Source organism: Corynebacterium parakroppenstedtii (assembly GCF_019754935.1).
Classification (GTDB): domain Bacteria; phylum Actinomycetota; class Actinomycetes; order Mycobacteriales; family Mycobacteriaceae; genus Corynebacterium; species Corynebacterium parakroppenstedtii.
The window spans coordinates 572778-586168 of record NZ_JAGSOA010000001.1 but is presented as its reverse complement, the minus strand read 5'-3'; the positions used below and the strand labels follow the sequence as shown (position 1 = coordinate 586168).

The 13391-nt window shown below is 57.9% G+C and carries 10 protein-coding genes; 5 read left to right on the top strand and 5 right to left on the bottom strand.

Annotated elements, in window-relative coordinates:
* Window positions 1-15: 15 nt before the first annotated feature.
* The 4 genes from KCQ76_RS02445 to KCQ76_RS02430 all read right to left on the bottom strand — a co-directional run bounded on the left by KCQ76_RS02445 (window position 16) and on the right by KCQ76_RS02430 (window position 5227).
* The gene (locus tag KCQ76_RS02445) at window positions 16-978 is read right to left on the bottom strand and encodes an ABC transporter permease (RefSeq protein WP_060941856.1); all 963 of its coding nucleotides are present in this window, start codon (window positions 976-978) and stop codon (window positions 16-18) included.
* On the bottom strand, window positions 975-2576 hold the full coding sequence (locus KCQ76_RS02440; protein ID WP_231725266.1) for an ABC transporter substrate-binding protein: 1602 nt from the start codon (window positions 2574-2576) through the stop codon (window positions 975-977). The genes KCQ76_RS02445 and KCQ76_RS02440 overlap by 4 nt, the downstream gene beginning before the upstream one ends.
* A 30-nt stretch (window positions 2577-2606) precedes the next feature.
* Window positions 2607-3980, bottom strand: a complete 1374-nt coding sequence (locus tag KCQ76_RS02435) for a MalY/PatB family protein (protein WP_160296118.1) — start codon at window positions 3978-3980, stop codon at window positions 2607-2609.
* Between the two features lie 167 nt (window positions 3981-4147).
* Window positions 4148-5227, bottom strand: a complete 1080-nt coding sequence (locus KCQ76_RS02430) for a phytoene/squalene synthase family protein (RefSeq protein WP_052722200.1) — start codon at window positions 5225-5227, stop codon at window positions 4148-4150.
* Between the two features lie 144 nt (window positions 5228-5371).
* Here KCQ76_RS02430 and KCQ76_RS02425 point away from each other — a divergent pair, with 144 nt between their 5' ends.
* Window positions 5372-5701: a hypothetical protein gene (locus KCQ76_RS02425; RefSeq protein WP_046202560.1), complete on the top strand. Its 330-nt coding sequence runs from the start codon at window positions 5372-5374 to the stop codon at window positions 5699-5701.
* An 83-nt stretch (window positions 5702-5784) separates the two neighbouring features.
* Here the strand turns inward: KCQ76_RS02425 and malQ are convergent, their stop codons facing one another.
* Window positions 5785-8022 (bottom strand): 4-alpha-glucanotransferase, encoded by a 2238-nt coding sequence (gene malQ, locus KCQ76_RS02420; protein ID WP_046202559.1) that lies wholly within the window; start codon window positions 8020-8022, stop codon window positions 5785-5787.
* A gap of 239 nt (window positions 8023-8261) precedes the next feature.
* Here malQ and KCQ76_RS02415 point away from each other — a divergent pair, with 239 nt between their 5' ends.
* From KCQ76_RS02415 to hrcA, 4 genes are all read left to right on the top strand, one after another.
* Window positions 8262-10094, top strand: coding sequence for an AMP-dependent synthetase/ligase (locus KCQ76_RS02415; RefSeq protein ID WP_221914781.1), 1833 nt, complete (start codon window positions 8262-8264; stop codon window positions 10092-10094).
* 171 nt (window positions 10095-10265) lie between these two features.
* A complete protein-coding gene (locus KCQ76_RS02410; protein ID WP_046202557.1) occupies window positions 10266-10979 on the top strand; it encodes a hypothetical protein in 714 nt (237 codons plus the stop codon).
* On the top strand, window positions 10969-12141 hold the full coding sequence (hemW, locus tag KCQ76_RS02405; RefSeq protein ID WP_082089800.1) for a radical SAM family heme chaperone HemW: 1173 nt from the start codon (window positions 10969-10971) through the stop codon (window positions 12139-12141). Before KCQ76_RS02410 ends, hemW begins: the two co-directional genes overlap by 11 nt.
* 65 nt (window positions 12142-12206) lie before the next feature.
* Complete coding sequence (gene hrcA, locus KCQ76_RS02400) at window positions 12207-13232, top strand: heat-inducible transcriptional repressor HrcA (RefSeq protein WP_046202555.1); 1026 nt, start codon at window positions 12207-12209, stop codon at window positions 13230-13232.
* Window positions 13233-13391: the final 159 nt, after the last annotated feature.

The following is a 13391-nucleotide window of genomic DNA, read 5'->3' as shown; positions in this document are numbered from 1 at the left end:
ACTTGTGTGCGTGCGTTAGACAAGGCGTGACCTCGACATTCTGGGGTCAATCAGTGCCGCTACGGCGTCGGCGGCCAGCGTGACGGTGAGCGTGATGGTGACCAGCATCATGACGCAGCTTTGGACGGTAATCATGTCGCGACTATTCACCGCATCAAGGACGTAGGATCCCAATCCGGGGATGACGAAAACCTGCTCAATGAGCACAGCTCCGACGACAAGTGTGGCCATGTTGACGCCAATGACTGCCACGATGGGCACGGCTGCATTCCTCGCACCGTGGGCAACGAGGGCGTGAAGCGTCGATAAGCCCGTTGACCTGGCGGTACGGATGTATTCCTGGTGCAGAACCTCCAAGACTGCTGATCGAACATAGCGTGTCAGGATCGCTGCCTGAATGAACGCCAATGCGCAACACGGAAGGATGAGCCGTCGGAGAAAACCGGTGAAGGATTGGTTCGGGGGAACCCAGCCATTTGCGGGGAGGACGCTCCAGTGAACGGCAAAAAGCGAGATCAACAGGATGCCGGCTAGGAAACTGGGAATGGCGATGCCCACGTGTGCCAGCACCGACAGGGCAGTGCCGTCCGGTTTGTGGTTACGCATGGCTGCCCAGGTTCCCAGGGGGACGGCGAGTGCAATGGCAAGAACCATGCTGGTCAGAACCAGAATGAGGCTGACCGCCGTCCGGTCCATCAGTATTGGCCCGATGTCCGTTCCACTGGAGTAGGAGACCCCGAAGTGCCCATGCAGCATCCCGGTGATCCACGAAAAGTACTGTGTGATCAGCGGTCGATCGGTCCCCAGCGTGTGCTTCATCGACTCAATAGCTTGTGGCGTCGCGGTCTCGCCCAGGGAAACCTCCGCGGGATCACCTGGAATGAGCCGCATGATCATGAAAATGATGACCGACGCTGCCCACAGGGACACGATATAGCGCAGAGCGATCCTGCCTACGATGCGTACATGAGCTGTCATGATTCGCTCCGTGCGGTCGAGTGATGGGCGCGGTTAATACCAGCGAGTTCCAGCCCCTGCCCGGCAATAGTCGTAGGGATACCGGTGAGATCCTTATCCCGCACAACGATGTTGGGATAGATGAATATCGTGTTAGCACCTGCTTGATTCATGATCCGATCAACAGCTTTGCGCATGAGGGGCGCGTACTCATCAGGAGGCGCGGAATCCGCAGCGGACAAGAGTGTGCGTGTTTGCTCGTCGTCGTAACCGAGGTAGTAGTCCGGGTTTCCGAACAATGTGGGAATGTCCCTGGCCTCAGCGTGCTCAATGATGGACATGTCGTAGTCATGCTGGGTAAGAGTTTGAGACAACCACACGGCGGGGAATTCCTGCGATTCGATATGAGCATGAATTCCGACGTCCTCCAGCTCAGAAATAATGAGCTCTGCAGCATTGGTGGCATACGCGCGGGCCGGCACGGTGAAGGTGATATCGACATCGTGGACGCCGGCTTCGGACAACAATTCCCGCGCGCGATCAGGATCGTAGGGATACTCGGTGGAGTGGTATGACCACGGATCCGTCGGCGGGGCAGGAACGCCACCGGTATCTTCACCAAAACCGCCCCACGCGGTATTGATCACCGCTTGCCGGTTGATCGCGTACATCACCGCCCGCCTGACACGGACGTCGTTAAACGGCGCACGCTTATTGTTCATGGTCAGCAGTACTTTGCCGGTTGTCGTACCAACATCGACGGCATACCGATTGTTGTCGTGGAAGGAAGAGACCATCTCCGGGGCATCCATTCCGACAATCGCGTCGACGTCACCTGACCGGAGCGCATTCGCTGTCGCGGTGGAATCTGTCATATAGCGCAACGCCACATGGCGGGTGGCTGGTTGCTGGCCCCAATATGACTGGTTCGCCGTTAATGTGAGGAATCGGCCGACCTTGTACTCGTCGACGGTAAAAGGGCCGGTCCCGACGGGTGCGGTGGCCAAATGATCGACGCCACGGGGCGTCATTTGCGCCCCGATGAGCGTGCCCATGGACCACAACCAGCCATTACTGGGGGCGGAGAGCGTGACGGCCAAGGTGTATTTATCGACGGCTTGCGTGCGCGTCACCGGCTTCATCCCCGCCTTGAGCCCGTTGGTCCACGCGTCCGATTTGACCCGGTCGATACTGAACTTGGCGGTATCGGCGGTAAACTCGTCACCGTTAGAAAAATGCACTCCTTCCCGCAGGTGAAAGGTGTAGGTTGTGCGATCCGGGGAGAGATCCCATGACGTCGCCAGCTGGGGTTCGATGTCCCCTTGGGACGATATCCGAACCAGTCCCTCGTATACATTCCCAATCAACGCCTGAGGTATCGCCGCTCCCCCTGATGTTGTGAAGTCAAGGGTGGCAGGGGCTGCTGTCAGCGCAATGACGGCGGAGTTGTCGGAGGCGACGCGTCCAGTTTGGACCGCTGTGTGGCCCGCACTGCATCCTGCGATGAAGAGTGAGAGGGCCGCCACCGTGGTTGTTGCAGTGAATGTGGCGAGGTGTTGCAATTTCCGACGCTTCGACGCCGAGGTTGTCGACGTATGTGCTGTGAGAAGTCCGACCATGGGTTATTCGTGGATGGTTAGCGTTGGTGGTTAGTGAGCCTCTGGGGCACCGGTTAGTGTGGTGTGGCGTGGTGTGCCATTCGGATTCTCGGTGGAGCCGAAGAGCTGGGTCAACGTAGTGGCAATCATTTCACAGATGTCGCGCGAGGTTGCGAAATTGATCCGAATGCATCCGAATCCGTGGGGGAGCGATTGGGATTCGTTGCCGTTCCCCTGTGCCGTGTTCCCCTGCGCGGACTCGGCGGGAGGTGCAGCGAAAGCAGCACCGTCATTAGGTGCTAACTTCGCGTGTTTGACCAGCCATTGTTCGGGGTTGAGACCGCCACGGCGGATACTGTCGCCGAACGTTATTCCCTTGTCGGTGGTGTCGTTGTCCTCGCCATTCCGAGATTCATCCGGCACAGCGGGAATGACCACATCGGTCATGTCCACCCACAGCAAGAACGTCGCTTCTGGGTTAGTAGTGCGCACATTCGGAATCCGGTTGAGAGCCTCAACAAGAAGGTTCTTGTTGTCGCGGAGGTAATCAATTTCCTCCCGGAGCCATTCCCGGCCATCCGTGTACGCTCCGATCGCTGCCAGCTGGCCGAGCGTCGATACCCCCTCCTTATCCAGGAAGTTAATGCGCGTATCCCACACATATTTGTCGGCGGAATTCGTGAAAATCAGTTGCGCGCATTTCAAGCCGGCCGTGTTCCACCCCTTTGAGGTAGCCGTGGCCGTGATCGTCACGCGGGCAGCGGTCTCGGACACGCTCGCCGTCGGGATATGCGGGCGGTCATAAACCAGTGGCCCGTGGATTTCGTCGGAGAAAACGCGCACGTCATAGCGGGCTGCGAGATCGGTCACCGTGCGAAGTTCGTCGGCAGTAAAAGCGGTCCCCAAGGGGTTGTGCGGGTTGCACAGGATCATGCTGCCAGCACCATTGGCGAATGCCCGCTCCAGACCGTCGAGGTCGAATACCCACCGGCTGGTCGCGGTGTCCTGGATCATGGGGACGAACACTCCAGGCCGGTCGCATACCTCCAGCAGCGCGAAAAACGGCATATATGCGGGGGTAGGGATGACGATGGGGCTGCCAGGATCCGTGAAGTGCGTGATGGCCAGCCGAAGACCTCGAACCACGTCGGGCACGCCTGCGATGGCAGTCGGGTCAACGTCCCACCCATATGCGTCATGGCACCAGGAACTGAGGGCTTCCCCGAGCTCAGGGAGTTCGGGTGGATAACCGAAATATTGCCGACGAACACCCGCGTTAACCGCGTCGATCACGGCCGGGCAGGTATCGAAGTCGGATTCCGCGATCCAGACGGGCAGCACGTCGGGAGGAAAATGAGTCCACTTCCTTGTTCCGCGGGCACGCAGTTCCTCTATCGAGAGGGTGGAAAATTGGTGGCCAGGCATGGCAGCAAGGATAGTCGTTATCGGTGACATGGAACATATTCAGGGGGATGACCTGGGCAGTTCCGCTCTAACTTATCCCTCTGGGCCTCACCCATCGAGGAGGTCTAGTCATTATTGCCGACGCTGGCCTTGGCGACGCAGGTTGCGTTGAGAAGACCAGGGGAACGTCAAGAATTGGTACCGCGACGATGGCGAGTGCGGAAGCGGCGAGTTTCTCCGGCCACGACGGACTGTGCCGTCGTAAGAAGTTTGGTGGCATTCCCCACGCGGATCCTGGAGGACGTCACCTTCTGAGCTGGTGTGTGCTCAAGAGAATGAGCAAGCTTTAAAAAGATCGCATATGCAGCGCGTACCCCGAGGCGTGAGCTCGCGGGTAGGAGAGGAATAGACTGGTGAGCGATAGATAAATCGCGGTAGATCTCGGCCAGGAAAGAGTCTTTGGTCTCGTCATTGAGGGGCTGCCCATGCGCGACGTAATCGCGGTTCAGGCCGTCCTTGTCCGCCGCATAATCCCGAAGAAAATTAATTTTTTGAAACGCTGCCCCGAGATGGCGAGCACCCTGTTCCATTGTGCGATGGTCGGCGGGCGATGGTGTTTCGTCGCGCAAGAAAATGGACAGGCACATGAGGCCAATGACTTCCGCTGAACCGTAAATGTAGGTGTCGCGGGTCTCGGCGTCGTACACCGTTGTGGACTGGGGTGCTTGGTGGGTGATGGAGGGCGACGCGGGAGCGGATGAGGGAACAGATGCGGGAATATCGGCGCGCATCGATTCGAAAAATGCTGATAGATGGCTGGGTTTGATGTCGCATGACCGCGCTGTGCCGGCGAAGGCGTGGATGATTGGATCGGTCGAAAACCCGGTGGCGCAACCTTCGTGAACGCGTTGTTCATAGTCGTTGAGGATGTCCCGAATGTGTTCTGGGGGAACACCATGGCCGCCCGCTGCGCCGTCGACAACTTCATCGGCCACGCGGACAATTCCGTAGAGATTGTGGATATCCTGCCGAACTCGTGGGCCAAGCAGGCGCGTCGATAAGGTAAACGACGTTGAATACGAGCCTATGAGCCGGGACGACAAGCGAGCCGCCACGCGATCGTAAAGTTCAGCCGTGGAAGCGTAGAGACGATCCCGCGCATCATCACCTGTGGAAGGCGAGTGGGTGCCCTCTGCGTGGCTATCTTCCGCGCGGTCGTCGAGGGCCGTCGTATGCTTCGACGGTTCGGTAGGCGGCTCCGAAGTCATAGAACCATTCAATCACGTTTATGACAGGAGGCTTGAGGCCTTACCGAGCGTCGAAGGCGTGCATAATAGGAGCCGTCTGGCCGAAGGTCCTTTGACTGAGAATGTGACCAAGAAACTGTATCGAGGAGGAGCGGGGATCGTGCCATGGTGATCCATCCTGATGTCTTAGCTTTATCCGGTGCAGCATTGGCGGACCTACATGGCACCGCTATACACGGCACCGCGCTCGTTTCCTCGGCCCCTTCGTCGTTGTCTCAGTCCAGTGCGGACGCATGGAATTCGGCAGAGCAATGGATTATCTCTTTATCCGTGTGGGGCCAAGCTCCCATTGTCATACCGATTGTCGTCGTCGTGTCGATGGGTGTGGCGTGGGTCGTTCTTCACCTTGTTGATAAGGTCGGTATACCGATCGAGAATGCAATTAACGATCGCAACCTGACAGCGGACGGCGATGATGGGAAGGAGGACTCGTGAAGAATTCCCAGGTGAGAAACTTCCTCTTTCTCCTCATCGCGGTTATCGTGGTCGCCTACCTCGTGGCGCATTTCTAGTGCGCGTCACCGCCGCGAGTGGAAATAGGATTGCGCCCACTCATCGGACCTAAACAGGTCCTCCAGCACCACTGCATTCCCATCATCGTCGCACAACGGAACCCTCCAGTTGGGATAGATATCCGCCGTGGTTCCCGGCTGGTTCTGTACTCGCCGATCGTGAACAATGTCGACCAAACTCGTGCAGGTCAGCGCAGCGGGCGACTCCGCTAGGAATTTGTGCAGCTCAGCAATAATGGCCGCCGAATTCGGCCGTTCATCGCGCGCCAACCCCTCGTAGGACACGTCGGCGGGAGTTCCGTCGAAATCACCATGCTCGCGCACCGTGTCGAGAACGCGGTTCTGCCACTCCAGATCGTTGGCATCCTCTTCTTTCGGATCCGACGTCAAAATTCCCAGCTTCTGACGCAGCGTCACGTGCTCGCCATCCAAGTATCCGGCGGTCGGGGGCAAATCGTGGGTCGTCACCGACGCCAAGCACAAGCGTCGATAATTCTCGGAGTGCCGCGGCGCATCGTTGTCATTTTCAAACCAGAGAATCGACGTCCCCATGATGCCGCGCGATTGCAAATAGTCTTGAACCCACGGCTCGAATGTGCCGAGATCCTCACCGACAACGACGGCACCTGCGCGTTCCGCCTCCAGCGCAAGAACGCCCACCATCGCCGCGTGGTCGTAGTTCACGTACGTCCCGGCGCGGGGATCAGCTGCTTCGCCAGGTGCAGGGCGGTGTATCCACCACAGGCGGAAGAGCCCCAGGATGTGGTCAACTCGGATGCCTCCGGCGTGACGGAGGACAGTGCGCAGCAGGTCACGCCATGGGCGATACCCTGCTTCCGCTAGCTTCCACGGGTGCCACGGGGGTTGGGACCAGTCCTGACCCATTTGGTTATACCCATCGGGCGGTGCTCCCACCGAACAATCCGGCGCTAGGTAGGGGGCCAGTGCTTCCGCATCTGATCCACCCGGGTGGACTCCCACCGCAAGATCAGCCATCAGCCCGAGGCTCATTCCGCTATCACGAGCGGTCACGTCGGCTGCTTCCAGCTGCTCATCGACGATCCACTGGAGCCACTGGTAAAAGCCGACCCAATAGTTGCGCGGCGGGAACGAATCGTCCTCACTGTCATGACCGAGCTTCTCACGCCACCACGGTTCTGACTGGTCAGCACACCATTGTGCAAAGCGTGTGAGGCCCTGGCCCTCATGCTCAACAAAGGTATCGAACGCGTGTTGCCGCGTCGCCGACCGTTCGACGTCGTAAATGTCTTTCAAGCTCAGCAACTTGTCGGTATAAATAGGGTTCCGGTTGATATAGGCCGACGAGGTGTTCTCTGGGTAATGACGACGTCCCCGTTCCTGCAGTGCCTCGGCGGCATCGTCGGGAAGGTGGGCGGCCTCGGGGATCGCGCCGGGACGAATATAGATCGGGTTGATATAGCGACGCGTGGTGGGAAGATACGGTGAATCCTCCACCGGCGGCGCGGGTTCCGCTGCGTGAAGTGGGTTGGCCAGGATAAACGAGCTCCCCTGTTCTGCGGCATGGCGGGCGAGTGTACCCAAGGTGTAGAAATCCCCGATTCCCCAGGCCCCGGAATCGCGGACCGAATAGAGCTGCGCCATCAAACCCGCTTGGGGATGAGCGCCGAGGTCGTCGGCGGCAGAGAGACGGGAGGGCGTAATAATGAGGGTCGTTTCTGCCTGGCCGCGTGTAGGGGAGGAGGCATAAATGGTGTGCCATCCCAGTGGCAGGTCTTTCGGGACGGTAAATGACGCTTGCCCGTAGCTCGCCGCGCCAGAAGCATGAGCGGCCGCGCTTGCCCCGTCCGCGCCCGCGTCGAGTTTATTGCCCGTAAGTGGTTCGCCAGCATGGTTAACGGGATAATCGACGTGCCTCGCGGGGGTGAGATCCTCAATTTGCTGGCAGTCGTATCGTTCACCGTCTTCGGTGACTACCCAGACGTCCACAGGTTCGCCGTCGATAACGTGAACGGGGAAGGTGACGTCCTCGCCTTCGACTCCGATAACAGTGGGGGGAAGGGATCGGGTGGCTTCTTTGGTGTAAAAGTATTCGCTAGCTGCATCGATGCCGGCGTCGTCGTGGGAAAAACTCAGGCCAAGGGCGTGCAGGGTGTTCTCGAGTGTTTCGTCGGCGACGTCCACGTGGGAGCCGCGATAGTCGGTGTAGGACGTTGCAACGCCACAGTGTGCGCTGAGGGAGCGGAGTTTTTCTGAGTAGGTCACGGGGCTATTCTTGCAGAAAGATGATGTCTGAACAGGCTCGCGTGGGGACGTAGCGGGGGTCATTCTGCAGCCGTCGGGAAAATGAGTACTGCTTGTGGGGGTGGTGGTGGCCCGGATGTGGTGAGGGATAGCATTAATTATTTGATCCCCCACATTGAGTGGGAGGAATAGCGTAGATTATTCACCAATCACAAAAGTAGCGTAGGTCACACAGCCAGGTACTCGGAGGTTAATGAACAATGCAAGAAAGCTCGACCAAGGCTCTCTACTCAGTGGGCGAGAATGAAACCTGTTTGACCGCAGTTCTGGATAACAATAAACGACGCCCCAAGCTGGCATTATTCACTCGCCCCAAGAACTTCGAATGGGTCAGCGTGACATCTGAAGAGTTCATTGCCGAGGTCATGGCTGTGGCCAAGGGGCTTATTGCCAATGGTGTCGAGCACGGCGATCGTGTCGCATTGCTGTCGGAAACGCGATACGAGTGGACGGTCATGGACTTCGCCATTTGGGCAGCAGGAGCGGTGACCGTTCCGATTTATGGTTCGTCGTCGGCAAGCCAGATTCAGTGGATTATCGAGGATTCAGGAACCGTATTCGCGATTACGGAAACTCGTGAGCACACCGAACTTATGCGGTTCCTGGAATTGGACAGTGACGGAAAACCGCGCTTGAAAGGTTCCCCGACTAAACTTCGACGCATTCTGGAATTTAATTCCTCAGCCTTGGATACGCTCGCTTTTGAAGGTCGCGATGTGTCCGATGACGCTGTGTGGGAGCGCATCCATTCGACGAAATCCTCTGACTTAGCGAGCCTGGTGTATACCTCTGGCACCACAGGTCGGCCGAAAGGATGTCGGCTCACCCACGCTAACTGGTTAGCTGAAGCGCGTTCTCTGTTGACCCACAATATCGGCCGGACCATTGCTCGTCCCGGTATGTGGTACATCACTTTTCTTCCTTTAGCCCACGTGTTTGCCCGCGCCATTTCTTTGGCGATGGCTATCGGCGGAGCACAGCAATCTCACTGGTCCGATTTTTCCACTATCAGTATCGAATTCCAGCGTGTGCAGCCAAATATGATCCTTGGTGTGCCGCGGGTTTTTGAAAAAGTCCGTAATGGTGTGCAAGCTCAGGCGAAGAGTAAAGGTCCGTTAGGGATGCTGTTGTTTGCCCGCGCCGAAGCAACAGCTATCCAGTATTCGAAGGCTTTAGATGAAGGTCGTCCATCACGGGTCCTCAAGTGGCGGAGAGCCCTCTATGACCGCCTCATGTACCGTAAGGTTCGCGCTGCTATGGGTGGAGCGGTCCAATTTGGCATATCCGGCGGTTCGGCCATGAACCCTGAGCTACTCCATTTCTTCCGTGGCATCGGAACCACAGTCTATGAAGGCTACGGTTTGACGGAATCAACCGCTGCATTTTGCGTCAACTACGACGACAACATTATCGGAACGGTGGGGCGCCCGTCTGGTGGCTGTTCAGCACATATCTCCGAGGGGGGAGAATTGTGCTTGAAGGGGCCCGTTGTTTTCGATGGCTACTGGAATAACGAGGAAGCGACTGAGGAATGCTTCGATGAGGATGGCTACTTCCACACCGGCGATTTGGGGGAGATTCTCGACTCTGGTCACATCAAAATCACAGGCCGAAAGAAGGAATTGCTGGTGACAGCGGGCGGCAAGAATGTGTCTCCTGGTCCTTTGGAAGATCGCATGCGCACGCACCCCCTGATCAGTCAAGTGATGCTTGTGGGAGATGGCCAGCCGTTCATCGGATGCCTTGTCACACTCGATGAAGTCGCCGTGGAAAAGTGGAAGAGCGACCACGGTATTAATGACAATGTGAGCAATCGTGAGTTGCATGCTAATCCGGTTTTGCGGGCGGAAATCCAGGATGCCATTAACGATGCTAATAGCACGGTGTCGCATGCGGAGGCAGTCAAGAAGTTCCATATCCTCGACCGTGATTTCACCGAAGAAGAGGGCGAACTGACCGCGACCTTGAAGGTCAAGCGGCATGTGGTGATGCAACATTTCGCTCGGGATGTGGCGAACCTGTATCAGAAGTAACCATCTTTCGGCGCGCCGCAATGCAATGGGCTTCCTGCTGCCTTATGGTTATCCCCGTCCCTATTTGATACCGGTTGTGCAGAGTGATCAGTCGTCCGGAAACAGTTATTTCCGTTATGATTTCTCCTGCTCCCATCGTCTGGTTCGGTCGATTCTGTGAGGAGTTCGCCTGTGCTTGAAGAGTCTCCCGCTCGGTGTAGCGCCACGGAAAGGCTTCGCGAGCTCACTCAGGAGGTCTCCGATATCGGCGACGAGGTCGCCACCTATATCGACAACATCGGTGAAGCCCTGGCTGATTGGGATGCAGATCTTGCCGATGATTGCCTGGAAGAATGTGACGTCATTATCCGCGAGGCCCGCGAGGATATTCGCAGCGTCGTACCTGAACTCGACGGAATTCGCCGCGCTCTGACGTCGGGACTAAAAAGTGGGGTGCTCTCGGCGGGTCCGGGGGCACGTGAACGCTCTGGCCGCCCGATGACAGGTCTGCCGAATGAGCCGCTCAAAGTCACAGCGGAATCGCTGACTCACTGCTTTCCCATCCCGACGGTGGTGGATGCGGACGCGGTGAGCACCGCGTTGACGAGTCGTACAGAGACCGCGTCGGGACTGTGCGCCGATGTGGCCAGTTGGGTGGAGTACCAGACGAACCTGGCCGTGGAGGATGCGTCGTCAACCAATTTATCGATCGTTTTCGCGCGAGCCTACGACCATGTGGTCAGTGCCATTGACGCGTGGAAGAACACCGTGGCCTGGCCGTATCCGCCCTTTACTCGGATGATGCGGGGGACCTGCCCGCCGCCGTTTTTGGAGGAGCGTGCGCGGGTGGACCGCATCGTGGCGAGTGTGGCGTCGCGCCGCCAAGGTGGCCACTTTGCCTCCTAAGAAGAAGGATTCTTTCGGGGTTTATATCCACGTCCCTTTTTGTGTGACACGCTGCGGCTATTGCGATTTCAATACCTACACACCGAGGGAATTGGGTGTTCGTGACGGCGCACCATCGCCCGTCCTCCAGTACTTTGATGCCGTCGAGCGTGAACTCTCCCGAGCTACAAAGTGTTACCACCTGCCACCAGCCGATACGGTGTTCGTCGGTGGGGGAACACCCTCCCTGGTGGGGGCAGAGGGGTTAACGCGAGCACTCAACGCCGTGCGCTCGTCGATGGGTTTGAGCCCAGGAGCAGAGGTAACGACGGAGGCCAACCCGGAATCCACCTCGCCAGAGTTCTTCTCAGGACTGCGTGAGGCCGGTTTCACGCGGGTGAGCTTAGGGATGCAGTCCGCGTCGGAGAAAGTGCTTCGGGTGTTGGACAGGCGTCACACTCCCGGTAGGCCGGTTGCTGCTGCTCAGGAGGCGCGCCGGGCGGGGTTCGAGCACGTCAACCTTGACCTCATTTATGGCACGCCCGGGGAAGTGGACGATGATGTCAAGCGCTCGGTTGATGCGGTTCTTAGCGCGGATGTTGATCACGTTTCGGCCTATTCGCTGATCATCGAGCGGGGAACGGCGATGTTCCGCAAAGTGCGCCACGGTGAGCTGACCGAAACCGATGAGGACACCTTGGCCCGTCGGTACGGCATTATCGACGACGCTCTGAGTGGGCGGGGTTTTTCCTGGTACGAAGTCTCCAACTGGTCGCGTCCGGGCGGTGAGTGCCGCCACAACTTGGTCTATTGGCGCGACGGCGACTGGTGGGGTGCCGGCCCGGGCGCGCACGGCCACATCGGCAACCAGAGGTTTGTTAATGTCAAACATCCCGCCCGCTACTCTGCGATGATCAGCCAGAGCGAGGACGCGCTTGCCTTGAAGGGCGTCGAGGATTTAACCCCCTCTGAACGCCATGAGGAGCGCGTAATGTTGGCCTTGCGGTTGGCCGAGGGGATCGAGGAATCCCAGCTGCCTGATTCAACAACATCATGCGTGCAGCGGTTTATTGATGACGGGTTGTTGTGGCGTCCTTCTCCCGATCGGGTGGCGGTCACGAATCGTGGGCGTTTATTAGCGGATGGGATCATCACCGATATTCTGGTGAGTGAAGATAGCTAGCGGGCTCTCAGAGCTAGCGGCCTGTCACGAAGGCCACGGTTGGTCGACGACACGATAAGGAGGTACTGATGGCTGGAACTCAAGAACGCCGTGCTGAGGTGTTGCGGGCCATCGTGACCGATTACATTACGTCGCGGGAACCGGTGGGCTCGAAGTCGTTGGTCGAGCGGCATAAATTAGGTGTGTCATCAGCGACGATTCGCAATGACATGGGCGTGTTGGAAGCGGAAGGCTACATCACGCAGCAGCACGCTAGTTCCGGGCGCATTCCCACGGAGAAGGGCTACCGGGCTTTCGTCGACACGATCCATGACATTAAGCCCTTGTCCAGGGCGGAGCATCGCGCCATTTTGTCGTTCCTTCAAGATGGTGTTGATTTGGAGGATGTTTTACGACGCAGCGTTCAGTTGCTCGCCCAGTTGACCAGGCAAGTTGCTGTGGTTCAAGTGCCGACCCTGACCGTCAGCCATGTCAAGCACTGCGAAATCGTGCAGCTGACGCCTCACCGCCTTCTCTTGGTGTTAATTACGGACACGGGACGTGTGGAACAGCGGAATGTGGAGGTCACGTCGGAAATTCCGACTGAGGATGTCCCGCGCGTTCGCGACGCGGTGAACCGTGCGTTGAGCGGCAAAACCCTGGCGGAAGCTCCGGACGCGATGGAATCGTTGGTGGCTCATGCACCGCGTGAGCTGCGGTCGGTCATTGTTGCGTGCGCCACTGTGATCGTCGAAACCCTTGTTGAGCGCCCGTCTGACCGTCTGATTCTTGCCGGGGCGTCGAATTTGACCCGTACTCAGGAGGGATCCAACGCGTTGCGGCCCGTGTTGGAGGCTCTTGAGGAGCAAGTGGTGGTGTTGAAACTGCTGGCTGCTGCTCGGGATTTGGAGTCCGTACACGTGTCCATCGGCGAGGAGAACGAAACTGAAGAGCTCCGCGGCGCGTCCATCGTGTCTGCTGGGTATGGCGGTGCGGCTGAGCGGCTGGGTGGCTTAGGTGTCGTTGGGCCAACATTTATGGATTATCCAGGTACGATGTCGCACGTTGCCGTCGTCGCTAAGTATGTTGGCGACGTTCTCCGCGGGGAGTGATCGGAGTGGGCCGCGATCCTCGTAGCAGAGGCCGTCGGAAAACTAGCACTCAAAGTGCAAGAGTGCTAAAACTGAGCACGAGTGGAAGAACGTATTATTATCGCGAGATTCCCCGCTTTTAACCATTATTAAATTGTGAATAAAGCTAACCCCTGAACA